We start from the raw sequence: 20,875 nt of genomic DNA, 5'->3' as shown, positions 1-20,875 counted from the left end.
GGGCAGGGGTTACCCCGCCTCCCAACCAAGACAAATAGGAGACCTCCCCCATGGGTAAGGCAAAGTTTGAACGTAACAAACCACACGTTAACATCGGCACAATCGGCCACGTTGACCACGGCAAAACCACGCTGACAGCTGCGATCACCAAATACTTTGGTGACTTCAAAGCCTATGACCAGATCGATGGCGCGCCCGAAGAAAAAGCCCGCGGTATCACCATTTCGACCGCCCACGTCGAATATGAAACCGAAAGCCGCCACTACGCGCACGTCGACTGCCCCGGCCACGCCGACTACGTCAAGAACATGATCACCGGTGCTGCGCAGATGGACGGCGCGATCCTGGTTGTGAACGCTGCCGACGGCCCGATGCCGCAAACGCGCGAGCACATCCTGCTGGGCCGCCAGGTGGGCATCCCCTACATGGTTGTCTACATGAACAAAGTGGACCAGGTGGACGACGAAGAACTGCTGGAACTGGTGGAAATGGAAATCCGCGAGCTGCTGTCCTCGTATGAGTACCCCGGCGACGACATTCCGATCATCCCCGGTTCGGCCCTGGCCGCCATGGAAGGCCGCGACCCCGAGATTGGCGAAGAGTCGATCAAGAAGCTGATGGCCGCTGTTGACGAATACATCCCGACACCCGAGCGTGCCGTGGACCAGCCGTTCCTGATGCCCGTCGAAGACGTGTTCTCGATCTCGGGTCGTGGTACCGTTGTGACCGGCCGTATCGAACGTGGCGTGATCAACGTGGGCGACGACATCGAAATCGTCGGCATCCGCGACACCAAGAAAACCACCTGCACAGGCGTGGAAATGTTCCGCAAACTGCTGGATCGTGGTGAAGCCGGCGACAACATCGGCGCCCTGCTGCGCGGCATCGACCGTGAAGGCGTTGAGCGTGGTCAGGTTCTGTGCAAACCCGGTTCGGTGAACCCGCACACCAAGTTCGAAGCCGAAGCCTATATCCTGACCAAGGATGAGGGTGGCCGTCACACGCCGTTCTTCGCGAACTACCGTCCGCAGTTCTACTTCCGCACCACCGACGTGACCGGCACCGTGAACCTGCCCGAAGGCACGGAAATGGTTATGCCCGGCGACAACCTGAAGTTCGACGTCGAGCTGATCGCGCCGATCGCCATGGAGCAGGGCCTGCGCTTTGCGATCCGTGAAGGCGGCCGCACCGTCGGCGCCGGCGTGGTGTCGAAAATCACCGAGTAAGCCGCTTGTGCGGGTCTTCGGACCCGCATGACGCTTCCAAAGAAAAGGCCGCAGCATATGCTGCGGCCTTTTTGTGTTTCGGGGTGTGGCAGGGCCTAGCCGTGCTGTTGCGCTGACAGATGGCGCGCGTATTCCTTTTCCGCCGCCGCCTGGGCAAAGATCGTTTCGCTGTCGATGCGCGACGGGGTCAGTTCGGGGAACAGATCAACCACAGTGCCGGCCCCGGCGCTTTTGATCGGCACCGCTTTGGAATTGCCCGGCTGAAGGCTGTCCGACCACAGGCCATCGCCCAGCACCACGGGGTGACGGTCAAACACCAGATGCACATAGGTCACATCCGAGGCCGCCACGCGGTCGATGCCGTCAAGGTCCACCAGCGCACTGATGGCGACCAATCCTTCGGGCGCGTCTTCGGGCTGGTCGGTCGTTTTGGCCAGCAGAACCCGTTGGTTGGGGCTGAGCAACGTGTCGCGCAGCGGGTGATCCTTGCCGATCGCGCCCTTGCGCACCAGAACCGGTTGCAGCTGCGGGTTCTGTCTCAGCTCTGCGGCTGTCAGGGTGCAGCTGCCGATCCAGCGGATCGGCTGATAGCCACGCTCGCGGGTGATCACCTCGTCTCCGACCGCAAGGTCTTCGACGCTGACAAAGCCGTTGCGGGTGGAGATCTGGGTGCCGGGGGTAAAGCTGACCATTCTGCGTTCCATATCGGGAACGGCGGTCATTTTCATCTCATCCCTGTCCAGCGGCCCCGATGTGGTGCCGGTTCGGTTGGGTGTCGGGTCCTGTGTGGTCATTGGATAGGCTCCTCAGGCGAATGCCGGCACCTGTGGTCATTGTGCCGGGCGATGCGTGTTCACGTCATTCGGCCAAAGGTCGGCTGTAGCGACCCGGCCATGCTCGATGTTCACCGCCAGACAAAGCCCCCCCCTGCAGGGTGTTTGGCGGTGCGTCCGTGGCACAAGATTACACGCAAGGCGAGAGTGGCGCGAGTGGGCGTGTGAAATATGCCCGCAATAGGAGGATTTTCGCCGCCCGGAGGGGTGGCTAAGTTTCTGAATTTAAATCAGTTGTTGAAAATCGCGGGCATTGTTTCCAATGCCCGCTTGGGGTGTGGCCAGGTTCGGGCATTGTGCCGCGTTCGGGCAGAAAAAGCCGTGTCAGCCGGCCATGCCCTGAATGCCAAAGAACAGCAGTGCCGACAGAATTGCGGCGGCGGGCACCGTGATGACCCATGCGGCAATGATGGTCAGGAAATGCGACCGGCGCACCAGCTTGCGGCGGCGGCGCTCTTCGGGCGCATAATTGGCGCGGTTCGGCATCGCCAGCTTGGCCTTACGAATGCGCCGTTCCGCGTCCCATTCGCGGAAAAATCCGACGCCGAAGACACCGCCCACCGCGATGTGGGTCGAACTGACAGGCAGGCCCAGCCAGCTGGCCACGATCACCGTGATCGCCGCAGACAGCGCCACGCAATAGGCGCGCATCGGGTTCAGCTTGGTGATCTGGCCACCCACCATGCGGATCAGTTTCGGCCCGAACAGGAACAGACCGAACGAGATGCCAAAAGCCCCGATAATCATGACCCATGAGGGAATGCTGACGGCGTCGGTAAAGCTGCCGGTGCCCGAGGCCTGCACAATCGCCGCCAGCGGCCCCACCGCATTGGCCACATCATTGGCCCCATGCGCAAAGCTGAGCAGCGCCGCAGAGACGATCAGCGGGATTCCGAACAGCACCTTGAGCGACTTGTTGCGGTTCTCCAGCCCTTCGGACTGTTTGCGCACCACCGGAATCATCACCAGCCATGTCAGCACAGCGATCACCAGTCCGATCACAGCGGCCGAGTGCAGCTCGATTTTGATGACCTTGCCCAGACCTTTAAGCGCGAGATAGGTGGCAAAGGTGCCCGCCATGATGCCGACCAGCACAGGCACCCATTTGCGCGCCGCGGCGATCTTGTCGTCGCGGTAGATGATACGGGATTTGATCAACGCCAGAAACAGTGCCGCAACGGCGCCGCCCAGCACCGGCGAGATCACCCAGCTGGCGGCAATCTTGCCCATTGTCGGCCAGTTGACCGCGGCAAAGCCGATGGCGGCAATGCCTGCGCCCATCACACCGCCCACAACCGAATGGGTGGTGGACACCGGCGCGCCGATCCATGTGGCCAGATTGATCCACAGCGCGGCAGACAGCAGCGCCGCCATCATCGCCCAGATGAATGTGGTGGCGTTGCCCATGCTTTCGGGGGCAATGATGCCCTTGGCGATGGTCGACACCACATCGCCCCCCGCCAGCAGGGCGCCTGCGCTTTCGAAGATCACGGCAATGGCAATGGCCCCGCCCATGGTCAGCGCATTGGCCCCCACCGCAGGGCCCATGTTGTTGGCCACGTCGTTCGCCCCGATGTTCAGCGCCATATAGGCACCCAGACAGGCCGCCACGACAACGATGACCGAATTGTTGGCCTGACCAAAGAACAGCGCCGCCGCAAGGCCCGCGATCACCACGAAAACCAGCGCGATGCCGGTGCTGACCATCGGGCGCGCAACATAGTTCGCTGCCAGTTCCGCATTGGAAAAGCGCGCAAGGTCGCGGTCCAGTGTTTCCAGGTGGCGTGGATCGCCTTCGGTGTCGCTCATGTGTACGGTCCCCTGTGCAGTTGACCGTACTTGCCCTAAGTGGCGCGCGCGATCAAGGCGGGCGCGGCTGGCGTGGGCTTACATCTGGCGCAAAATCATCTGTAGTTCGGGTTCTGCGACCATCTCGGCGGCGTCGCTGGGCGAGACCCACTTGCGCTTGCGCTCGTGGGATTCGGGAAAGACTTCGCTCAGATCGTTCACGGCCACCGAATAGACCAGCGTTTCCACCGGCATGTCCCAGCCCGCGTTTTGGCGTTTGTCATAGGTATAGGTGCCGATCGGGGCGGCCTCGGCCTTGCTGTTGCGCACGCCGGCCTCTTCCCAGGCTTCCTGCAAGGCGGCCTCGGAGGATTTCAGGCCGCGGATCGGCCAGCCCTTTGGAATGATCCAGCGCCCGGAATCGCGGCTGGTGACCAGCAACACCTCTTCGGTGCCGTCGCCCTTGGCGCGGTGGCACAGCGCAGCAACCTGCAACCGCTTTGGGCGCTGCAACATGGGCGCCAGGGTGTGACCCCAGATTTTCCTCAGGACTTCAAACATGCGAAACTGCTCAACGATCTTGTTGTTTTTCTTCTTGCTTTTGATTGGTTAATATAGCGTTATCTCGGGCAGATGCAAATCGGACAACGGTTTGCCCCTTTGCGCGGGCAAGTTTTTGTCAAATGCCCATTGCATTTGCACCCGACTCCCCGTAAACGGCCCAGATTATCAGAAGGGTGCGCCTATGCGTGCCCTTCTTGGTTCTACACAACACGCGATGAGGGCGGACGATGAGCGTCCTTCCTCCAATCCGTTGAAATCCCAAGTCAAGGGATATGCACATGGCACAAAGCCAAAACATCCGCATTCGCCTCAAGGCGTTTGACTACCGGGTGCTTGATGCTTCCACACAGGAAATCGTCAACACCGCGAAGCGCACAGGCGCTTCGGTTCGCGGCCCCATTCCGCTGCCGAACAAAATCGAGAAATTCACCGTTCTGCGTGGCCCCCACGTTGACAAGAAATCCCGTGACCAGTTCGAGATCCGCACGCACAAGCGCCTGCTGGACATCGTTGATCCGACTCCCCAGACCGTGGACGCGCTGATGAAGCTCGACCTGGCCGCTGGTGTGGACGTCGAGATCAAGCTGCAATCGTAAGCGTAGGAGGGTAATCATATGTTGCGCTCAGGCGTTATCGCGAAAAAAGTCGGCATGACCCGGCTGTTCATGGAAGACGGCAAACAGATTCCTGTGACCGTTCTCCAGCTCGACAAATTGCAGGTTGTTGCCCAACGCACACCCGAGAAAGACGGCTACACAGCTGTTCAGCTCGGCGCGGGCACAGCCAAAGTCAAACGCACAAGCCAGGCGATGCGCGGCCACTTTGCCGCCGCTTCGGTTGAACCCAAGCGTAAGGTTGCTGAATTCCGTGTTGACCCCGAGGCCATGCTGGCCGTGGGCGAGGAAATCATCGCCGACCATTACTTTGAAGGTCAGTACGTGGACGTGGCAGGCACATCCATCGGTAAAGGTTTTGCCGGTGCGATGAAGCGTCACAACTTCGGTGGTCTGCGTGCGTCGCACGGTGTTTCGATCTCGCACCGTTCGCACGGTTCGACAGGTCAGTGTCAGGATCCCGGCAAGGTTTTCAAAGGCAAGAAAATGGCCGGTCACATGGGCGCTGCCCGTGTTACCACACAAAACCTGCAAGTGATCCGCACCGACAGCGACCGTGGCCTGATCATGGTCAAGGGCGCCGTTCCCGGTTCCAAAGGTGGTTGGGTGACAGTCAAGGACGCGGTCAAGAAACCGTTCCCCGACACTGCAATCCTGCCCGCCGCCCTGCGTTCGGCCGCTGACGAAGCTGCCAAAGCCGCAGAAGAAGCCGCCGCCGCAGCAGCAGCCGAAGCAGAAGCAGAAGCAAAGCGTCTGGCCGAAGAGCAAGCTGCAGCCGAAGCCGAAGCGCTGAAAGCCGCTGAAGCTGATATCGCAGCCGAAGGTTCGGACGCCGACAACTCGGACGCCGAAGACAAGAAAGAAGGTGACGCATGAAATTCGATGTCATCCAAATGGACGGCGGCAAAGCCGGATCGGTAGAGCTGGACGAGGCCCTGTTCGGTCTTGAGCCGCGCGCGGACATCCTGCACCGCGTCGTGCGCTGGCAGCGTAACAACGCCCAGCAAGGCACGCACAAGGTCAAGACCCGCTCGGAAACCTCCTATTCGACCAAGAAGATCTATCGCCAAAAAGGCACCGGCGGCGCACGCCACGGTGACCGCAACGCGCCGATCTTCCGCAAAGGTGGTATCTACAAGGGTCCGACCCCGCGTTCGCACGGCCACGAGCTGACCAAGAAGTTCCGCAAACTGGGCCTGCGTCACGCACTCAGCGCCAAGATGAAAGCGGGCGAACTGGTTATCATCGACGCGGCAACAGCTGCCGGTAAAACCGCCGCTCTGGCCAAACAGGTCAAGGATCTTGGCTGGAAACGCGCACTGGTGGTTGACGGAGCTTCGGTCAACGAAGAGTTCCTGATCGCATCGCGCAACATCGAAGGTCTGGATATCCTGCCGTCGATGGGCGCTAACGTCTATGACATCCTGAAAAGTGACACGCTCGTGCTCACCAAAGCAGGTGTCGAAGCACTGGAGGCCCGTTTGAAATGAGCGCCAAAGCAAACCACTACGACGTGATCCGCAAGCCGATCATCACCGAGAAAGCAACCATGGCATCCGAAGCCAACGCAGTTGTGTTCGAAGTGGCGATGGACAGCAACAAGCCGATGATCAAAGAGGCCGTCGAGGCCGTCTTTGGCGTCAAGGTGAAGGCCGTGAACACGTCCATCACCAAAGGCAAGACCAAGCGGTTCCGCGGCCAGCCCGGCCGTCGCAAGGACGTCAAAAAAGCCTATGTGACCCTCGAAGAGGGCAACACCATCGACGTGTCCTCGGGGCTGTAAGTCGTTCGGTATTGATTGGGAAAACCCCCGGCCGCGAAAGTGGCCGGGGGTTTTTCTGTTTGGGGGGTGGCTAGAGCCTAATGGTCTCAAACTGCCATAAAGCGCTTGAAAGTTTCGGCGTAATTCGGGTTTTATTCGCAAATTCCATTGCGAGGACCCATCATGAAATTCGCCATAATTTTCACTCTTTGTACTGTTTCCCCGTCATTTGCACAAACTGAAGAGTTTAGTCGTTGTCATTCCATGAAAGGCTCAGACAATAGGCTCACCTGCTACGACCTTGTAACAGGTTACACTTCTTCGGAGCTTGATGGCAGCGTGGAAGAGGTGTCGAAGACAGCCGAAGCTGAGCCGGCGGCAGAACTGCCAGTTGTCGGCCCTTCTGGAAAGCAGTGGCGTTACACAGATGAAAAGAGCGCACTCGAAGATCGAAAGGATGTCTGGCTCTCTGTCACCAGTCAAAATACGGAAGGTAATTCTATTGGTTCGCCAATTCATGCGACGCTTTGGGTGAGATGCATGGAGAATTCCACGAACTTATTTATTGGGTTTGATCGGTACACAACCGATGATCAAAATGTAAAATATAAACTGGATGAAGGCTCCATACGAAAGCAGTGGATGGAAACTATGAGAGGCGGTGACGGGATAGGTGTTTGGTCTGGTTCGCGAGCAATCCCCTTTATCAAAAAAATGTTAGGAAAGGATAAGATGGTGGTGGCCTACAACACTTATACGGGACCAGTTGAGTTCGTTTTCGACATTTCAGGTTTGTCTCAGAGAATTGCGCCGCTATCGACGGCGTGTCAGTGGAAGCCTTAAGCTTCAAATGACATTGGAAGATGATCACTTTCAATATTGCGTGTTGGCTGGCCTATCTTGAGTGGTCTGCTTGAGGACAGGGCGCTTGCGGCAACATCCAAGCCGGACGGTTGTCGGCCCGAGGGTTGGCGTTCCGACGTTGCAGGTTGTCACTTTATCCCCGCCACATACCTCCACTCTCACCGGCCCGCGCACCGCTGGCCAAATCGCCGACCCGTGGGGCGGGCCGACGATCGTCCGGCGGCTTCGCCTTGTCCCGGACGCGCGCGGGATGATCTACTGTTTCGCGAGGCAATCGGTTGCGATATGTTGCTTCAATCGAAGCAGGGAAAGCAGCGCTGATGACAACTGTAACCGGTGCAAGCCCTTTTGACGGCTATCAGGTCGACCATGAAAACCTGTTGATGGTCGATGGCAAGGTGCCCCTGATCCACTGGCCCCAAACCCCAAATTTCGGTGACGCGCTGTCGCCCTGGTTGTTTCGCCAGATCACCGGACTTGAGACGCTTCAGAACAACGGAGAGATCCCGTCATATATCGCGATCGGCTCGATCCTGAACCGGGTGCGGGACGAGACCGTTGTCTGGGGGACTGGGTCGTTCGGGCCGGAGCCACCGCGCCAGATCAATCGTCACGCGACCTATCATGCCGTGCGCGGTCCGCTGACGCGGGCGCGGGTGCTGGACAAGGGCGGCGCCTGTCCGCGTGTCTACGGCGATCCGGCGCTGCTGACGCCGTTATTTCACCGCCCGAAGGTGCCCAAGACCCATGAGATCGGTCTTGTGCTGCGCTGGTCAGACACCGACTGGCTGCGCCGCAGCGTCGGTGATGGCGTGCGTCTGATCGACCTTGGCACCGATGATGTGGAAACGGTGCTTGATGCGATGCTGGGCTGTCAGCGTATCATCACCTCCTCGTTGCACGGTCTGGTGATTGCCGATGCCTACGGCATTCCCAATGCATGGCTCTATTCCGACAGCCCGAAGGGGCGCGAATTCAAGTTCTACGACTATTTCCTGTCGGTGAACAAAGTCCGCCATTCGACGGCAGTCGATATCACGACATTGCCGCTGGACGTCGAAACGCTGGATGCCACCTTTGACTTTGATGCGCGCGCGATTGATTTCGACTATGCCGCTTTGGTGGCGGCCTGCCCCTTGCTGCGCAAGACGGGCTGAGCGGGCAAGGTGGGCTAAGCGGGTAAGGCGCCAAACCCCATATTCCCAAGCCTTACCGCTTGACCCCAACCGCGCGCTCCCCTAAACGACCCCATCGGCACCAGCCCCGGATTCGTCCGGGGCTTTGCCTTTGTTTTCGGCCCAGGTTCAACTTGTGGCCAAAGAACACTCCAAACGGGGACCTTCGGGGCCCTACAACCACGGCGACTTCGGTCGCTGACAAGCAAAACGGAAGACAGCAAACATGGCACTTAAGTCGTATAAGCCGACGACGCCGGGCCAGCGCGGGCTGGTACTGATCGACCGTTCGGAGCTTTGGAAAGGCCGCCCGGTCAAAGCCCTCACAGAGGGTCTGACCAAGAATGGCGGACGGAACAACACCGGACGGATCACGATGCGCCGCAAAGGCGGTGGGGCGAAACGCCTCTACCGGATCGTCGATTTCAAGCGTAACAAATTTGACGTGGCGGCCACAGTCGTTCGCATCGAATATGACCCCAACCGGACCGCGTTCATCGCACTGGTGCAATACGAGGACGGCGAACAGGCCTATATCCTCGCGCCCCAGCGTCTGGCAGTGGCGGACAAGATCGTGTCGAGCCAAAAGGCTGACATCAAGCCCGGTAACGCAATGCCTTTCTCGGGCATGCCCATCGGTACAATCGTCCACAACATCGAAATGAAGCCCGGCAAGGGTGGTCAGATCGCGCGTGCCGCAGGCACCTACGCCCAGTTCGTGGGCCGCGATGGTGGCTACGCCCAGATCCGCCTGTCCTCGGGCGAACTGCGCCTGGTGCGTCAGGAATGCATGGCGACCGTCGGTGCCGTGTCGAACCCCGACAACAGCAACCAGAACTTTGGTAAAGCTGGCCGTATGCGTCACAAGGGCATCCGCCCGTCCGTGCGTGGTGTCGTTATGAACCCGATCGACCACCCCCATGGTGGTGGTGAAGGCCGTACATCGGGTGGTCGCCACCCCGTATCGCCTTGGGGCAAGCCGACCAAGGGTGCTCGTACCCGCAACAAAAACAAAGCGTCGCAAAAGCTGATCATCCGCTCGCGTCACGCCAAGAAGAAGGGACGCTAATAGATGTCTCGTTCCGTATGGAAAGGCCCGTTCGTCGACAGCTACGTCCTGAAAAAGGCCGAAGCGTCGCGTGAAGGCGGCCGCAACGAAGTGATCAAGATCTGGTCGCGTCGCTCCACCATCCTGCCCCAGTTCGTGGGCCTCACATTTGGCGTGTACAACGGCCACAAGCATATCCCGGTGAACGTCTCCGAAGATATGATCGGCCAGAAGTTCGGTGAATATTCCCCGACGCGTACCTATTACGGTCACGCCGCTGACAAGAAGGCGAAACGCAAATGAGCAAGGATAAGAATCCGCGCCGCGTGGCCGACAACGAAGCCATGGCAAAAACCCGCATGCTGCGCACCAGCCCTCAGAAGCTGAACCTGGTTGCACAGATGATCCGCGGCAAGAAAGTCGACAAGGCGTTGACCGACCTGACGTTCTCGAAAAAGCGGATCGCACAGGACGTGAAGAAATGCCTTCAGTCCGCGATTGCGAACGCCGAAAACAACCACAACCTGGATGTTGACGAACTGATCGTCGCAGAAGCGTGGGTTGGCAAGAACCTGACACTGAAACGCGGTCGTCCGCGCGCCCGTGGCCGGTTTGGCAAGATCATGAAGCCGTTTGCCGAAATCACGATCAAAGTGCGTCAAGTCGAGGAGCAAGCCTGATGGGTAACAAAGTCAATCCGATCGGTATGCGTCTTCAGGTGAACCGCACCTGGGACAGCCGCTGGTACGCCGACACCAAGGATTACGGGAACCTTCTGCTGGAAGACCTGAAAATCCGTGATTTCATCAAGGAAGAGTGCAAGCAGGCCGGTATCGCCCGCGTGATCATCGAACGCCCGCACAAAAAGTGCCGCGTGACGATCCACACGGCACGTCCCGGTGTGATCATCGGCAAAAAAGGCGCCGACATCGAAGTTCTGCGCAAGAAGCTGGCCAACCTGACCGACAGCGAACTGCACCTGAACATCGTTGAAGTGCGCAAGCCGGAACTGGACGCGGCACTGGTGGGCGAAAGCATCGCACAGCAGCTGGAACGCCGGGTGTCTTTCCGTCGTGCCATGAAACGTGCGGTTCAGAACGCCATGCGTATGGGTGCCCTGGGCATCCGCGTGAACGTTGCCGGCCGTCTGGGCGGTGCCGAAATCGCGCGGACCGAATGGTACCGTGAAGGCCGCGTGCCTTTGCACACCCTGCGGGCCGACATCGATTACGCCCACGTCGAAGCGACAACTGCTTATGGTATCATCGGGATCAAGACTTGGATCTTCAAAGGTGAAATCATGGAGCACGATCCGCAGGCGCGTGACCGTAAAGCACAAGAACTCCAGGATGGTCCTGCGCCCCGTGGCGCTGGTGGCCGTCGCTAAAGGGGAAGAGAGATGCTTCAACCAAAACGCACGAAGTTCCGCAAACAGTTCAAAGGCTCCATCAAGGGTCTGGCGAAGGGCGGGTCTGACCTGAACTTCGGCACCTATGGTCTGAAAGCCATTGAGCCCGAGCGGGTTACAGCACGTCAAATCGAAGCGGCACGCCGCGCGATGACACGTCACATGAAACGCCAGGGCCGTGTCTGGATCCGGATTTTCCCGGACGTTCCCGTCACAGCCAAGCCCATCGAAGTTCGTATGGGTAAAGGTAAGGGTTCGGTCGACCGTTGGGCGGCCAAAGTGAAACCCGGCCGTGTGATGTTTGAAATCGACGGCGTCGGCGAAGACATCGCACGCGAGGCCCTGCGCCTGGCCGCGATGAAACTGCCGATCAAAACCCGCGTGGTTGTCCGCGAGGACTGGTAAAGATTGCGCCCAAGGGCGCAGTCAGCCGACAGAGATAAAAGGCCCCCGTCGCGTGATCGGCGGGGGCCTTTTTCTGTTTTAGATGCAAAGGCTTTTCACCAAGCACCAAAGCCCGGAATCAAGGCACGCAGTGCCGCCGGGCAGCGCCCGACCGCCCCATGGGCGGGCGCTTCCTAGCTGTATCGCGCCCCAGTTTCCTCACCCCAAGGACTAGAAATAAAATGGCATCCACCGATGTTGTGATGCCCACCCGCGGTCGGGCGCTGCCCTCTGACGCGGACGTCACACCACGTCTGGCCATCACATCCAAACCCTCTTACCATGGCGCTTAGACGACGTTCCGCTACCGAGACAAAGGCAACCGCGATGAAACAAGTCCCCAAACCCAATACCGACGAAGACCTGATCCGCGAGTTCCTGAACAAGGGCGGCAGCATCAAGAAAGGCAAGACCAAACCGATGCCAACCGATCTGGGCCTCAGCAACAACCAGTGGGGCAACAAGCTGACCAAGGAAGAGAAGGCGCTGGTGAAAGAACAGGAAGAGGCGCGTAAAGCCGCTAGGAAGAAGTAAGCTTTACGCTTGCCGGGTCGGCCTCACTCCCAGCGGTAGTTGAACGACACCGAAACCCGCTCATCCTCGCTCATGTTCATCGGCACCTCGTGGCGCAGCCAGCTTTCCCACAGCAGCACGTCACCGACGGCGGGGGCGACATAGATGAACGGCTTCATCTCTTCGCGCACGTCTTTCACGCGGGGCGGGGCGGCCATCATCATGGCGTGGCGCGGGTCTTCGAACTTGATGGCGCTGGCGCCTTCGGGCATGGCGACATAGGTGGTGCCAGACACCACCGAATGCGGGTGGATGTGCCCCGAATGGGTGCCACCCTCGGGCAGGATGTTGATCCACAGATCCTCCAGCACCAGCTTGCGCCCGTCCAGGTCAAAGCCTGCGTCCTCGGCAAAGGCCATCACGTGCTTGTCCAGCGACTTGACCAGATCGGCAAAGATCGGGAACCGCCAGGGCAGGTCGGTCAGCGACGCATAAGAGGTGTAGCCCGGAAACCCGTTCTCCTCGCACCAGTCCTGTCCGGCCTCGTCATCCTCGGCAATGGCATAGCACGAGGCCTCCATCTCGGCCGCATCTATGGCGGGGCCGTGTTCGGACAACAGGGCGTGGTACAGGCGGGTGACGAAGAGGGATTTGATGCTGGACATGTCGGTTCCTTAGCGCAGGACAATTGCAGAGGCGAGTGGGGAGCAAAGACCACCCTGCGCCATCCACATCACAGATTGCAGCCGCCCGCAAACCGCGTTGACATGCCCCACACCCGTGACTAGCCTTTTTCTAGTCATGATTGTTATTTTTCTGAAAACAATCATCCATATCTTAGCGGCTTCCGGCTTGGAAATGCCGCATTTGCTTAAAGGGATTTCACGATGGGCGCACTTGCATTGATGGCGCTGCTGGGTTTCGGGCTTTTTGCGGTGGCGATTGACGGGTCTGACGACGCCGCGGACGACAACGAGCCCGAAACACCGGAAACACCAGAGACGCCGACAGATCCTGTCGATCCTGAAACGCCAACCGATCCCGAAACGCCCACCGTCGAAGGGGGCGCGCTGACGCTGGACGGTGATGAAGTCGTCACCGGCACAGAGGGTGCCGACACGCTGGTCGCCGTTGCCGACAGTCGGGAAGAGCAGGCGTTGATTGACGAGACCCAGCAGATCGACCTGTTGGGGGGCGATGACAGCGTTACAATCCTGAACGACATGCATCTGGTGATCAACGCGGGCGACGGGAACGATCTGATCGAAAGCCTGGGGCTGGGTGTCACGATCAACGGCGATGCGGGCGACGATACGCTTTATGCCGGATCGGCTGACCACGCGTTTGGTGGCGAGGGCGACGACGAACTGATCTATCGCGGGGATACGGTGCTGATTGACTCTACAGCGGTTCTGGAAGGCGGTGAGGGTGACGATCATCTGGTGGGATATGTCGAAACCGGTGCAGCCCCGACGATCTATGACAGCGAGCGGGGCGGCTTCTTTCTGACCGGCGGCGCGGGGGCCGATGTGTATGAGATGAAGCTGGATGTTGTCGACTACGGCGCCGAGGATGCGCCTGATGTTGTCAAGGACTCGATCAATTCGTTCAGAGACTTCGATCCCGATGAAGACAGCCTGATTGTTGACCTCAGCGAAGAGGACCGGACGCTTGAGTCATACGAGATTGATAAGGTGTCCTACACTTACGGGGGGCAGACATTCGAATATTCCAACCTGGTTCTGACCTTCGCAGCGACAGACACGCAGCCGCAGGTCGAGCTGTCGGTTCGGCTCGACAGCCTGGACGTGACCCTGGATGACATCACCATCCTGACGGCGCCGGAACCTGCTATGGCGGTTGGCATGTGATTGGCGGGGCGGGTCGGCAGGTTGCAATTCCGGCCTGCCGACCCGCCCGTCTGACGTCTACGGTAAAGATCAGGACCGCAAGGCAGGCAGGCCGACGCCGGTGCTGTCAAAACCGCCGTCCGAGGCGACAACCTGCCCGGTGACATAGCTGGCCTTGTCCGAGCAGAGAAAGGTGATGACTTCGGCAATCTCGTTCTCTGATCCATAGCGGTTCAGCGGGATCGCGTCGTGATAGGCGTCGATGATCTCTTGGGTGTGTACGGCCATCGCCAGCTTGGTGCGCACGGGGCCGGGGCAGACGCAATTGGCACGGATGCCATATTCGCCCAGCTCTGCGGCCTGTTGTTTGGTCAGATGGATCACGGCGGCCTTTGACGTGCCATATGCCACGCGCAGGGTCGACGCCCGCAGGCCCGAGATCGATGCGATGTTCAGCAGCGCACCGCGTGTTTCCTTCAGCGCGGGGATACAGGCCTGCGAGACCAGGAACACGCCGTCCAGGTTGGTCTCCATCACCCGCCGCCAGCGGGCAAAGTCGGTGTCCGCGATGGGGCCGAAATCGGCCACGCCTGCATTGTTCACCACCGCGTCGATGCGGCCAAAGCTGGCGCGCACGTCCGTCACCATCTGGTCCACCTCATCGGGGTGCGACACGTCACAGACGAAAGGCGAGGCTTCGTTGAGACCCTTGGCGACACTGGCCAGCTCATCGCCGTCGCGGTCCACCATGGCCACGCGCCAGCCCTGTTCGATGAACAGCCGTGTGGTGGCAAGGCCGATGCCGCGTGCGGCTCCGGTGACAAGGGCGGTTTTCTGGGGCATGACAGTCTCGCTGGTTGCATCTGTTTACAGTGCGATACCAGCTTGCCGCTTTCGGAATCAATCGCGCACAGGTCGCAACACGACATTCCACCCGTCATATCCTCCATAGGGGTTGCCATGCGGGTGCATCCCGCGTATTGGCACCTTTCATCATGAACTCCACCAGAATCATGGTCACCCCTCAGGGGCCTACTGGTGATGTTGAAAGGAAAATGGGATGAACGCCCAAGAACTGCGCGACATGACGCCGGACCAGCTGCGCGACAAGCTGGCCGAGCTGAAAAAAGAAAGCTTCAACCTGCGTTTTCAGCAGGCCACAGGCCAACTGGAAAACCCTGCTCAGATCCGCACCGCACGCCGCAACGCCGCGCGTGTGAAAACGATCCTGAACCAAAAAGCTGCCACCGCAGCCACAGCTGAATAAGGACGGCCGACATGCCCAAGCGTATCCTGCAAGGCGTCGTGACCTCCGACGCAAACGAACAAACCATCACCGTGAACGTAGAGCGCCGCTTTACGCACCCGGTTTTGAAAAAGACCATTCGTAAGTCCAAGAAATACCGGGCGCACGATGAACAGAATGCCTTCAAGGTCGGTGACACAGTCCGCATTATCGAATGTGCACCGCGCTCGAAGACAAAACGCTGGGAAGTGTACGCAGGCGCTGACGCCTGAGCCACGCTCTCAACATTAATCGAAACCCTGGGGATCAGGCACGCATCGCCCCCCAAAGGTCGGGAGAAACCAAATGATCCAGATGCAAACCAACCTGGATGTTGCTGACAACAGCGGCGCACGCCGTGTTCAGTGCATCAAGGTGCTGGGTGGTTCCAAGCGTAAATACGCATCCGTCGGCGACATCATTGTCGTGTCGGTCAAGGAAGCCATCCCGCGCGGCCGTGTGAAAAAAGGCGACGTCCGCAAGGCCGTCGTTGTGCGCACTGCCAAAGAAGTTCGTCGTGAAGATGGCACCGCCATCCGCTTCGACCGCAACGCCGCCGTCATCCTGAACAACAACAACGAGCCCATCGGTACACGTATCTTTGGCCCGGTTGTTCGCGAACTGCGCGCCAAGAACTTCATGAAAATCATCTCGCTGGCTCCGGAGGTGCTCTGATGGCTGCGAAGCTTAAAAAAGGCGACAAGGTCGTCATGCTCACCGGCAAGGACAAGGGCAAAGAGGGCACAATCGCCTCTGTTGACCCCAAGTCGAACAAAGCCGTGGTTGACGGTCTGAACATCGCCATCCGCGCCACACGCCAAAGCCAGACCAGCCAGGGCGGCCGCATCCCCAAGGCGATGCCGGTTGACCTGAGCAACATTGCTCTGGTGGACGCCAAGGGCAACCCCACCCGCGTGGGTTTCAAAGTGGAAGGCGACAAGAAAGTGCGCTTTGCCAAGACAACAGGGGACGTGATCTAATGCTTGACGACGCAAAATACACACCCCGCCTGAAGGAGCAGTACCGCGACGCAGTCCGCGCTGCCCTGAAAGAAGAGTTCGGCTATAAGAACGACATGCAGATCCCGCGTCTGGACAAAATCGTCCTGAACATCGGTTGTGGTGCAGAAGCTGTCCGTGACAGCAAGAAAGCCAAATCCGCTCAGGAAGATCTGACCGCGATCGCAGGCCAAAAGGCTTTGACCACAGTCGCCAAGAAATCCATCGCGGGTTTCCGGGTGCGTGAGGACATGCCCTTGGGTGCCAAGGTTACCCTGCGTGGCGACCGCATGTACGAATTCCTCGATCGTCTGATCACAATTGCAATGCCCCGCGTCCGCGACTTTCGCGGTGTATCGGGCAAATCTTTCGACGGCCGCGGCAACTATGCCATGGGCATGAAAGAGCACATCGTGTTCCCTGAAATCAACTTTGATAAAGTTGACGAAACCTGGGGCATGGACATCGTGATCGCCACGACGGCGAAAACCGACGCAGAAGCCAAGGCGCTGTTGAAAGCTTTCAACATGCCCTTCAATTCGTAAGCGCGGGAAGGAATTTAGATATGGCTAAGAAATCCATGATCGAGCGCGAGAAAAAGCGCGAAGCCCTGGTCAAGAAGTACGCCGCCAAGCGCGCCGCACTGAAAGAGATCATCAACGACGAAAGCCAGCCGATGGAAGACCGCTTTCGCGCTTCCCTGAAGCTGGCGAAACTGCCGCGCAACAGCTCGGCCACACGTTTGCACAACCGGTGCCAACTGACCGGCCGTCCGCACGCGTACTATCGTAAACTAAAAATTTCGCGGATCGCGCTGCGGGACCTTGGCTCGAACGGCCAGATCCCCGGCATGGTCAAGTCGAGCTGGTAAGGAGGGCTTTGGTATGAACGATCCTATCGCAGACATGCTGACACGCATCCGCAACAGCCAGATGCGCGGCAAATCCACAGTCATGACACCAGCCTCCAAGCTGCGTGCATGGGTTTTGGACGTGCTGGCCGACGAAGGCTATATTCGCGGTTACGAAGCAAAAACAGGCGCTGACGGCCACCCGGCCATCGAAATCAGCCTGAAATACTACGAAGGCGAACCCGTCATTCGCGAAGTGAAACGGGTTTCGAAACCCGGTCGTCGCGTCTACATGGGCGTCAATGACATCCCCGTTGTCCGTCAGGGCCTGGGCGTGTCGATTGTCTCCACCCCCAAGGGTGTGATGTCGGATGCAAACGCACGGGCGGCCAATGTTGGCGGCGAAGTGCTTTGCACCGTATTCTAAGGAGGGTTTCATGTCTCGTATTGGTAAGAAACCGGTCAGCCTGCCCAGCGGTGTTTCCGCAACGGTCAGCGGCCAGTCGATCGAAGTCAAAGGCCCCAAAGGCACACGTTCGTTCAAGGCAACGGATGATGTGACCCTGACGGTCGAAGACAACGTCGTGAAAATCACGCCCCGTGGCAAATCCAAGCGCGCGCGCCAGCAGTGGGGCATGAGCCGCACAATGGTCGCGAACCTGGTCACCGGCGTGTCCGAAGGCTTTAAGAAAGAGCTTGAGATCAACGGTGTGGGTTACCGCGCCCAGATGCAGGGCAACACCCTGCGTCTGAACCTTGGCCTGTCCCACGACGTCGACTATCTGCCGCCCGAAGGGGTGACAGTGACCGCGCCGAAGCAGACCGAGATCGTGGTCGAAGGCATTGATGAACAACTCGTCGGTCAGGTTGCAGCGAACATTCGCGCCTGGCGGAAGCCCGAGCCCTACAAAGGCAAAGGCATCAAATACAAAGACGAGTATATCTTCCGCAAGGAAGGCAAGAAGAAGTAAGGACCAGACAGATGGCAAACAGCAAACGGACCCTGTTCCTCAAGCGCCGCCTGCGCGTCCGGAACAAACTTCGCCGCGTGAACGCAGGGCGCATGCGCCTTTCGGTGCACCGCTCGAACAAGAACATCAGCGTTCAGCTGATCGACGATGTGAATGGTGTCACAGTGGCATCGGCTTCCAGCCTCGAGAAAGATCTCGGCGTTGTTGGCAAAAACAACATCGACGCGGCCACCAAGGTCGGTTCTGCGATTGCAGAGCGCGCGAAGAAAGCAGGCGTGGAAGAAGCATACTTCGACCGCGGCGGCTTCCTCTTTCATGGCAAGGTGAAGGCTCTGGCCGACGCTGCGCGTGAAGGTGGTTTGAAAATCTAAGACCCATGTAGGTCGCCCCTTGCTTTGCGGGGGGCGGCTTCGATGATCCGGGGGGCCAGGTCTATCATGCCTTGTCCCACCAGGATTGACCCATTCGGCGCAAGCCACCAATGAAAAGGATGTTCTCATGGCAGAACGTGAAAACCGCCGCGGCCCGCGCCGCGACCGGGAAGAAACACCGGAATTCGCAGACCGTCTGGTCGCGATCAACCGCGTCAGCAAAACCGTCAAGGGTGGTAAGCGCTTTGGCTTCGCCGCACTTGTGGTTGTTGGCGATCAAAAAGGCCGCGTCGGCTTTGGCAAAGGTAAAGCGAAAGAGGTCCCCGAGGCCATTCGCAAAGCCACCGAACAAGCCAAGCGCCAGATGATCCGCGTTCAACTGCGCGAAGGCCGCACCCTGCACCACGACATGGAAGGTCGCCACGGCGCCGGCAAGGTCGTGATGCGCACAGCACCAGAAGGTACCGGTATCATCGCCGGTGGTCCGATGCGTGCCGTTTTCGAAATGCTCGGCGTCAAGGACGTTGTGTCCAAGTCGATCGGTTCGCAAAACCCGTACAACATGATCCGCGCCACCATGGACGGCCTGAAGAAAGAGGCTTCGCCTCGTTCGGTTGCCCAGCGTCGTGGTAAAAAAGTGGCTGACATTCTGCCCAAGCGCGAAGACAACGTCGAGTCGTCCGCTCAAGTGGCTGAGGAGGCATAAGCATGGCCAAGACTATCGTCATCAAACAAATCGGTTCCCCGATCCGCCGCCCTGCAAAACAGCGCGCAACACTGATCGGCCTGGGCCTGAACAAGATGCACCGTGTGCGCGAACTGGAAGACACACCTTCCGTGCGCGGCATGATCAACTCGATCCCGCACATGGTCGAGATCATCGAAGAAAAGGGCTGAACATCTGACAGGGTGTAATGCCCGACAGATGGAACGCCAGACGCCCCGTGGGAAACCGCGGGGCGTTTTGCTGTTTGCGGCACAACACGAGGGCGGTGCTGCGCACCTTGCCCCCGGGCTTTTGTGCCCTTCCTCTTCTCAGAGTCTCCCCCCCCACAGCCATGCATTCCGCGCAGGACGGTATTGCCATCTCGTCTGTGGTGCGGGGCGGGGCGCGGGGCTATGTCGGCCTCAACACGACCACTCATTCACGGATATTTGTCATGTACGCTCGTATCGCCCTGTTCTCCCTTGCTGCCGCAGCCCTGATGGCTCTGACATCTGCTTTCAAAGCCGCTTTGAACGCAAAACCCATTCCCAGCCGCTCTGACTATCTGCGTCAGACTGCACATCGCTAAGCGTGTCGGGTGCGCCACCGCGCGCACCCCTCACCGCACATTAACCTGCACCGCGTAAACCTTGGTGCGTTGCAACACCGGCCGCAGGGGCGAACACCCCGGCGGTTTCCACAGGATAGAGGCCCCTGACAAGGGCCACACTGAACGGTTCAGGGTGCAGGCCCCCAAGCCTGTCTCGCATATCCGATCTGGCGGCGCCGCCCTTTTTACCGGCCCCAATGAATTCCCAGATACAGACCGCCCTGAACTGCCCCGACACCGTGTCGGCGCAGCGATCTGGCGTGTCTGTATGTCGCGGCCTTGCGCCCGCCATCTCCCTCTTGCCCCATCGCGCCCCATCCCTTATACGCCCCCAGTGGCCACCGATCCGGCTCACAAGAATCATGAAACGCCGCGTTTGACCGCTCCCGTCGCTGGGGGTCACATCCGGCAAAAGGAGAAGCGACATGAAACTGAATGAACTGCGCGATAACGAAGGTGCCACCAAGAAACGCAAGCGCGTTGGCCGTGGCCCGGGCTCGGGTACCGGTAAGATGGGTGGCCGTGGTATCAAAGGTCAGAAATCCCGTTCGGGTGTGGCGATCAACGGCTACGAAGGCGGCCAGATGCCCCTGTACCAACGTCTGCCCAAGCGTGGCTTTACCAAGCCGAACCGCAAATCCTATGCGGTTGTGAACCTGGGCCTGATCCAGAAATTCATCGACGCCAAGAAAATCGACGGCGCTGCCGCGATCACCGAAGACGTTCTGATTGCGTCGGGTCTGGTGCGTCGCAAACTGGACGGCATCCGCGTGCTGGCCAAGGGCGAAGTGACCTCGAAGCTGGACCTGCAAGTGACCGGCGCGTCCAAGTCTGCGGTTGAAGCAGTGGAGAAAGCTGGCGGTTCGCTGACAGTCACAACCACGGCAGCGGCCGAGTAAACCCTACTCGAACCTTGTGGGCCGGCTCTGGCTGGCTTACATAGCCTTGAGTTTTCCTTAACGCCGCCCGCCGGAAAACGGCCTGGGCGGCGTTTT

General features: G+C 59.2%; 31 protein-coding genes. 26 read left to right on the top strand and 5 right to left on the bottom strand.

Annotated elements, in window-relative coordinates; genetic code table 11:
• The first annotated feature begins 50 nt into the window (after nucleotides 1–50).
• On the top strand, nucleotides 51–1,226 hold the full coding sequence (gene tuf / locus DSM107133_RS15255; RefSeq protein ID WP_243253566.1) for an elongation factor Tu: 1,176 nt from the start codon (nucleotides 51–53) through the stop codon (nucleotides 1,224–1,226).
• Nucleotides 1,227–1,321: 95 nt separating this feature from the next.
• Here the strand turns inward: tuf and DSM107133_RS15250 are convergent, their stop codons facing one another.
• The 3 genes from DSM107133_RS15250 to DSM107133_RS15240 form a co-directional block, all read right to left on the bottom strand.
• Nucleotides 1,322–2,020 carry a Hint domain-containing protein gene (locus DSM107133_RS15250; RefSeq protein WP_114292540.1) on the bottom strand — a complete coding sequence of 233 codons (699 nt, stop codon included), beginning with the start codon at nucleotides 2,018–2,020 and terminating at the stop codon, nucleotides 1,322–1,324.
• Nucleotides 2,021–2,383: 363 nt separating this feature from the next.
• The gene (locus DSM107133_RS15245; protein WP_114292539.1) at nucleotides 2,384–3,868 is read right to left on the bottom strand and encodes an inorganic phosphate transporter; all 1,485 of its coding nucleotides are present in this window, start codon (nucleotides 3,866–3,868) and stop codon (nucleotides 2,384–2,386) included.
• 78 nt (nucleotides 3,869–3,946) lie between these two features.
• Nucleotides 3,947–4,363, bottom strand: a complete 417-nt coding sequence (locus tag DSM107133_RS15240) for an NUDIX hydrolase (RefSeq protein ID WP_240310448.1) — start codon at nucleotides 4,361–4,363, stop codon at nucleotides 3,947–3,949.
• Nucleotides 4,364–4,689: 326 nt separating this feature from the next.
• Between DSM107133_RS15240 and rpsJ the strand changes: the two genes are divergently transcribed.
• The 12 genes from rpsJ (at nucleotide 4,690) to DSM107133_RS15180 (ending at nucleotide 12,260) form a co-directional block, all read left to right on the top strand.
• Nucleotides 4,690–5,007 carry a 30S ribosomal protein S10 gene (gene rpsJ / locus DSM107133_RS15235; RefSeq protein ID WP_005849850.1) on the top strand — a complete coding sequence of 106 codons (318 nt, stop codon included), beginning with the start codon at nucleotides 4,690–4,692 and terminating at the stop codon, nucleotides 5,005–5,007.
• Between the two features lie 18 nt (nucleotides 5,008–5,025).
• Nucleotides 5,026–5,901, top strand: a complete 876-nt coding sequence (gene rplC, locus DSM107133_RS15230; protein WP_114292537.1) for a 50S ribosomal protein L3 — start codon at nucleotides 5,026–5,028, stop codon at nucleotides 5,899–5,901.
• Nucleotides 5,898–6,515 carry a 50S ribosomal protein L4 gene (gene rplD / locus DSM107133_RS15225; RefSeq protein ID WP_114292536.1) on the top strand — a complete coding sequence of 206 codons (618 nt, stop codon included), beginning with the start codon at nucleotides 5,898–5,900 and terminating at the stop codon, nucleotides 6,513–6,515. The genes rplC and rplD overlap by 4 nt, the downstream gene beginning before the upstream one ends.
• Complete coding sequence (locus DSM107133_RS15220; protein ID WP_028957236.1) at nucleotides 6,512–6,808, top strand: 50S ribosomal protein L23; 297 nt, start codon at nucleotides 6,512–6,514, stop codon at nucleotides 6,806–6,808. Before rplD ends, DSM107133_RS15220 begins: the two co-directional genes overlap by 4 nt.
• Before the next feature lie 162 nt (nucleotides 6,809–6,970).
• Nucleotides 6,971–7,630, top strand: coding sequence for a type VI secretion system-associated protein TagO (locus DSM107133_RS15215; RefSeq protein ID WP_114292535.1), 660 nt, complete (start codon nucleotides 6,971–6,973; stop codon nucleotides 7,628–7,630).
• Between the two features lie 341 nt (nucleotides 7,631–7,971).
• Nucleotides 7,972–8,808, top strand: coding sequence for a polysaccharide pyruvyl transferase family protein (locus DSM107133_RS15210; protein WP_114292534.1), 837 nt, complete (start codon nucleotides 7,972–7,974; stop codon nucleotides 8,806–8,808).
• A 244-nt stretch (nucleotides 8,809–9,052) separates the two neighbouring features.
• The gene (gene rplB, locus DSM107133_RS15205) at nucleotides 9,053–9,895 is read left to right on the top strand and encodes a 50S ribosomal protein L2 (protein WP_028957237.1); all 843 of its coding nucleotides are present in this window, start codon (nucleotides 9,053–9,055) and stop codon (nucleotides 9,893–9,895) included.
• Nucleotides 9,896–9,898: 3 nt separating this feature from the next.
• Nucleotides 9,899–10,177, top strand: a complete 279-nt coding sequence (rpsS, locus tag DSM107133_RS15200; RefSeq protein ID WP_114292533.1) for a 30S ribosomal protein S19 — start codon at nucleotides 9,899–9,901, stop codon at nucleotides 10,175–10,177.
• Nucleotides 10,174–10,554 (top strand): 50S ribosomal protein L22, encoded by a 381-nt coding sequence (gene rplV / locus DSM107133_RS15195; RefSeq protein WP_037915861.1) that lies wholly within the window; start codon nucleotides 10,174–10,176, stop codon nucleotides 10,552–10,554. The genes rpsS and rplV overlap by 4 nt, the downstream gene beginning before the upstream one ends.
• The gene (rpsC, locus tag DSM107133_RS15190; protein WP_114292532.1) at nucleotides 10,554–11,261 is read left to right on the top strand and encodes a 30S ribosomal protein S3; all 708 of its coding nucleotides are present in this window, start codon (nucleotides 10,554–10,556) and stop codon (nucleotides 11,259–11,261) included. The genes rplV and rpsC overlap by 1 nt, the downstream gene beginning before the upstream one ends.
• A gap of 12 nt (nucleotides 11,262–11,273) precedes the next feature.
• Entirely contained in the window at nucleotides 11,274–11,687 is a 414-nt protein-coding gene (rplP, locus tag DSM107133_RS15185; protein ID WP_114292531.1) for a 50S ribosomal protein L16, read from the top strand.
• Nucleotides 11,688–12,053: 366 nt separating this feature from the next.
• A complete protein-coding gene (locus DSM107133_RS15180; RefSeq protein ID WP_114292530.1) occupies nucleotides 12,054–12,260 on the top strand; it encodes a hypothetical protein in 207 nt (68 codons plus the stop codon).
• A gap of 23 nt (nucleotides 12,261–12,283) precedes the next feature.
• Here the strand turns inward: DSM107133_RS15180 and DSM107133_RS15175 are convergent, their stop codons facing one another.
• The gene (locus DSM107133_RS15175) at nucleotides 12,284–12,904 is read right to left on the bottom strand and encodes a 2OG-Fe(II) oxygenase family protein (RefSeq protein ID WP_114292529.1); all 621 of its coding nucleotides are present in this window, start codon (nucleotides 12,902–12,904) and stop codon (nucleotides 12,284–12,286) included.
• Nucleotides 12,905–13,126: 222 nt separating this feature from the next.
• Here DSM107133_RS15175 and DSM107133_RS15170 point away from each other — a divergent pair, with 222 nt between their 5' ends.
• Nucleotides 13,127–14,110, top strand: coding sequence for a hypothetical protein (locus DSM107133_RS15170; protein WP_114292528.1), 984 nt, complete (start codon nucleotides 13,127–13,129; stop codon nucleotides 14,108–14,110).
• 69 nt (nucleotides 14,111–14,179) lie between these two features.
• Here the strand turns inward: DSM107133_RS15170 and DSM107133_RS15165 are convergent, their stop codons facing one another.
• Nucleotides 14,180–14,932 (bottom strand): SDR family oxidoreductase, encoded by a 753-nt coding sequence (locus DSM107133_RS15165; protein ID WP_114292527.1) that lies wholly within the window; start codon nucleotides 14,930–14,932, stop codon nucleotides 14,180–14,182.
• 217 nt (nucleotides 14,933–15,149) lie between these two features.
• Between DSM107133_RS15165 and rpmC the strand changes: the two genes are divergently transcribed.
• The 12 genes from rpmC to rplO all read left to right on the top strand — a co-directional run bounded on the left by rpmC (nucleotide 15,150) and on the right by rplO (nucleotide 20,779).
• Nucleotides 15,150–15,356: a 50S ribosomal protein L29 gene (rpmC, locus tag DSM107133_RS15160; protein ID WP_028957245.1), complete on the top strand. Its 207-nt coding sequence runs from the start codon at nucleotides 15,150–15,152 to the stop codon at nucleotides 15,354–15,356.
• An 11-nt stretch (nucleotides 15,357–15,367) separates the two neighbouring features.
• Nucleotides 15,368–15,607: a 30S ribosomal protein S17 gene (gene rpsQ / locus DSM107133_RS15155; RefSeq protein WP_089421180.1), complete on the top strand. Its 240-nt coding sequence runs from the start codon at nucleotides 15,368–15,370 to the stop codon at nucleotides 15,605–15,607.
• 73 nt (nucleotides 15,608–15,680) lie between these two features.
• Complete coding sequence (gene rplN, locus DSM107133_RS15150) at nucleotides 15,681–16,049, top strand: 50S ribosomal protein L14 (protein WP_011567679.1); 369 nt, start codon at nucleotides 15,681–15,683, stop codon at nucleotides 16,047–16,049.
• Nucleotides 16,049–16,354, top strand: coding sequence for a 50S ribosomal protein L24 (gene rplX / locus DSM107133_RS15145; RefSeq protein ID WP_114292526.1), 306 nt, complete (start codon nucleotides 16,049–16,051; stop codon nucleotides 16,352–16,354). The genes rplN and rplX overlap by 1 nt, the downstream gene beginning before the upstream one ends.
• Nucleotides 16,354–16,917, top strand: a complete 564-nt coding sequence (gene rplE / locus DSM107133_RS15140; protein ID WP_114292525.1) for a 50S ribosomal protein L5 — start codon at nucleotides 16,354–16,356, stop codon at nucleotides 16,915–16,917. The genes rplX and rplE overlap by 1 nt, the downstream gene beginning before the upstream one ends.
• Nucleotides 16,918–16,937: 20 nt before the next feature.
• Nucleotides 16,938–17,243 carry a 30S ribosomal protein S14 gene (gene rpsN, locus DSM107133_RS15135; protein ID WP_114292524.1) on the top strand — a complete coding sequence of 102 codons (306 nt, stop codon included), beginning with the start codon at nucleotides 16,938–16,940 and terminating at the stop codon, nucleotides 17,241–17,243.
• A 13-nt stretch (nucleotides 17,244–17,256) separates the two neighbouring features.
• Nucleotides 17,257–17,649 (top strand): 30S ribosomal protein S8, encoded by a 393-nt coding sequence (gene rpsH, locus DSM107133_RS15130; protein WP_089421176.1) that lies wholly within the window; start codon nucleotides 17,257–17,259, stop codon nucleotides 17,647–17,649.
• Between the two features lie 10 nt (nucleotides 17,650–17,659).
• Nucleotides 17,660–18,193: a 50S ribosomal protein L6 gene (gene rplF / locus DSM107133_RS15125; RefSeq protein WP_114292523.1), complete on the top strand. Its 534-nt coding sequence runs from the start codon at nucleotides 17,660–17,662 to the stop codon at nucleotides 18,191–18,193.
• An 11-nt stretch (nucleotides 18,194–18,204) separates the two neighbouring features.
• Nucleotides 18,205–18,564, top strand: a complete 360-nt coding sequence (gene rplR / locus DSM107133_RS15120) for a 50S ribosomal protein L18 (RefSeq protein ID WP_028957252.1) — start codon at nucleotides 18,205–18,207, stop codon at nucleotides 18,562–18,564.
• Nucleotides 18,565–18,691: 127 nt separating this feature from the next.
• Complete coding sequence (rpsE, locus tag DSM107133_RS15115; protein ID WP_028957253.1) at nucleotides 18,692–19,270, top strand: 30S ribosomal protein S5; 579 nt, start codon at nucleotides 18,692–18,694, stop codon at nucleotides 19,268–19,270.
• A 2-nt stretch (nucleotides 19,271–19,272) separates the two neighbouring features.
• Nucleotides 19,273–19,461, top strand: coding sequence for a 50S ribosomal protein L30 (gene rpmD, locus DSM107133_RS15110; protein WP_028957254.1), 189 nt, complete (start codon nucleotides 19,273–19,275; stop codon nucleotides 19,459–19,461).
• A gap of 844 nt (nucleotides 19,462–20,305) precedes the next feature.
• The gene (gene rplO, locus DSM107133_RS15105; protein ID WP_114292521.1) at nucleotides 20,306–20,779 is read left to right on the top strand and encodes a 50S ribosomal protein L15; all 474 of its coding nucleotides are present in this window, start codon (nucleotides 20,306–20,308) and stop codon (nucleotides 20,777–20,779) included.
• Nucleotides 20,780–20,875: the final 96 nt, after the last annotated feature.

This window comes from Pseudosulfitobacter sp. DSM 107133 (assembly GCF_022788695.1).
Classification (GTDB): domain Bacteria; phylum Pseudomonadota; class Alphaproteobacteria; order Rhodobacterales; family Rhodobacteraceae; genus Pseudosulfitobacter.
Note: the sequence above shows the minus strand (reverse complement) of the source record. Positions and strands in the feature narration are given on the sequence as shown.

What these genes read in the sequence shown, in the direction of transcription:
- tuf (WP_243253566.1), top strand. Translation starts at nt 51, where the DNA reads ATGGGTAAGGCAAAGTTTGAACGTAACAAACCACACGTTAACATCGGC.
- DSM107133_RS15250 (WP_114292540.1), bottom strand. Translation starts at nt 2,020, where the DNA reads ATGACCACACAGGACCCGACACCCAACCGAACCGGCACCACATCGGGG.
- DSM107133_RS15245 (WP_114292539.1), bottom strand. Translation starts at nt 3,868, where the DNA reads ATGAGCGACACCGAAGGCGATCCACGCCACCTGGAAACACTGGACCGC.
- DSM107133_RS15240 (WP_240310448.1), bottom strand. Translation starts at nt 4,363, where the DNA reads ATGTTGCAGCGCCCAAAGCGGTTGCAGGTTGCTGCGCTGTGCCACCGC.
- rpsJ (WP_005849850.1), top strand. Translation starts at nt 4,690, where the DNA reads ATGGCACAAAGCCAAAACATCCGCATTCGCCTCAAGGCGTTTGACTAC.
- rplC (WP_114292537.1), top strand. Translation starts at nt 5,026, where the DNA reads ATGTTGCGCTCAGGCGTTATCGCGAAAAAAGTCGGCATGACCCGGCTG.
- rplD (WP_114292536.1), top strand. Translation starts at nt 5,898, where the DNA reads ATGAAATTCGATGTCATCCAAATGGACGGCGGCAAAGCCGGATCGGTA.
- DSM107133_RS15220 (WP_028957236.1), top strand. Translation starts at nt 6,512, where the DNA reads ATGAGCGCCAAAGCAAACCACTACGACGTGATCCGCAAGCCGATCATC.
- DSM107133_RS15215 (WP_114292535.1), top strand. Translation starts at nt 6,971, where the DNA reads ATGAAATTCGCCATAATTTTCACTCTTTGTACTGTTTCCCCGTCATTT.
- DSM107133_RS15210 (WP_114292534.1), top strand. Translation starts at nt 7,972, where the DNA reads ATGACAACTGTAACCGGTGCAAGCCCTTTTGACGGCTATCAGGTCGAC.
- rplB (WP_028957237.1), top strand. Translation starts at nt 9,053, where the DNA reads ATGGCACTTAAGTCGTATAAGCCGACGACGCCGGGCCAGCGCGGGCTG.
- rpsS (WP_114292533.1), top strand. Translation starts at nt 9,899, where the DNA reads ATGTCTCGTTCCGTATGGAAAGGCCCGTTCGTCGACAGCTACGTCCTG.
- rplV (WP_037915861.1), top strand. Translation starts at nt 10,174, where the DNA reads ATGAGCAAGGATAAGAATCCGCGCCGCGTGGCCGACAACGAAGCCATG.
- rpsC (WP_114292532.1), top strand. Translation starts at nt 10,554, where the DNA reads ATGGGTAACAAAGTCAATCCGATCGGTATGCGTCTTCAGGTGAACCGC.
- rplP (WP_114292531.1), top strand. Translation starts at nt 11,274, where the DNA reads ATGCTTCAACCAAAACGCACGAAGTTCCGCAAACAGTTCAAAGGCTCC.
- DSM107133_RS15180 (WP_114292530.1), top strand. Translation starts at nt 12,054, where the DNA reads ATGAAACAAGTCCCCAAACCCAATACCGACGAAGACCTGATCCGCGAG.
- DSM107133_RS15175 (WP_114292529.1), bottom strand. Translation starts at nt 12,904, where the DNA reads ATGTCCAGCATCAAATCCCTCTTCGTCACCCGCCTGTACCACGCCCTG.
- DSM107133_RS15170 (WP_114292528.1), top strand. Translation starts at nt 13,127, where the DNA reads ATGGGCGCACTTGCATTGATGGCGCTGCTGGGTTTCGGGCTTTTTGCG.
- DSM107133_RS15165 (WP_114292527.1), bottom strand. Translation starts at nt 14,932, where the DNA reads ATGCCCCAGAAAACCGCCCTTGTCACCGGAGCCGCACGCGGCATCGGC.
- rpmC (WP_028957245.1), top strand. Translation starts at nt 15,150, where the DNA reads ATGAACGCCCAAGAACTGCGCGACATGACGCCGGACCAGCTGCGCGAC.
- rpsQ (WP_089421180.1), top strand. Translation starts at nt 15,368, where the DNA reads ATGCCCAAGCGTATCCTGCAAGGCGTCGTGACCTCCGACGCAAACGAA.
- rplN (WP_011567679.1), top strand. Translation starts at nt 15,681, where the DNA reads ATGATCCAGATGCAAACCAACCTGGATGTTGCTGACAACAGCGGCGCA.
- rplX (WP_114292526.1), top strand. Translation starts at nt 16,049, where the DNA reads ATGGCTGCGAAGCTTAAAAAAGGCGACAAGGTCGTCATGCTCACCGGC.
- rplE (WP_114292525.1), top strand. Translation starts at nt 16,354, where the DNA reads ATGCTTGACGACGCAAAATACACACCCCGCCTGAAGGAGCAGTACCGC.
- rpsN (WP_114292524.1), top strand. Translation starts at nt 16,938, where the DNA reads ATGGCTAAGAAATCCATGATCGAGCGCGAGAAAAAGCGCGAAGCCCTG.
- rpsH (WP_089421176.1), top strand. Translation starts at nt 17,257, where the DNA reads ATGAACGATCCTATCGCAGACATGCTGACACGCATCCGCAACAGCCAG.
- rplF (WP_114292523.1), top strand. Translation starts at nt 17,660, where the DNA reads ATGTCTCGTATTGGTAAGAAACCGGTCAGCCTGCCCAGCGGTGTTTCC.
- rplR (WP_028957252.1), top strand. Translation starts at nt 18,205, where the DNA reads ATGGCAAACAGCAAACGGACCCTGTTCCTCAAGCGCCGCCTGCGCGTC.
- rpsE (WP_028957253.1), top strand. Translation starts at nt 18,692, where the DNA reads ATGGCAGAACGTGAAAACCGCCGCGGCCCGCGCCGCGACCGGGAAGAA.
- rpmD (WP_028957254.1), top strand. Translation starts at nt 19,273, where the DNA reads ATGGCCAAGACTATCGTCATCAAACAAATCGGTTCCCCGATCCGCCGC.
- rplO (WP_114292521.1), top strand. Translation starts at nt 20,306, where the DNA reads ATGAAACTGAATGAACTGCGCGATAACGAAGGTGCCACCAAGAAACGC.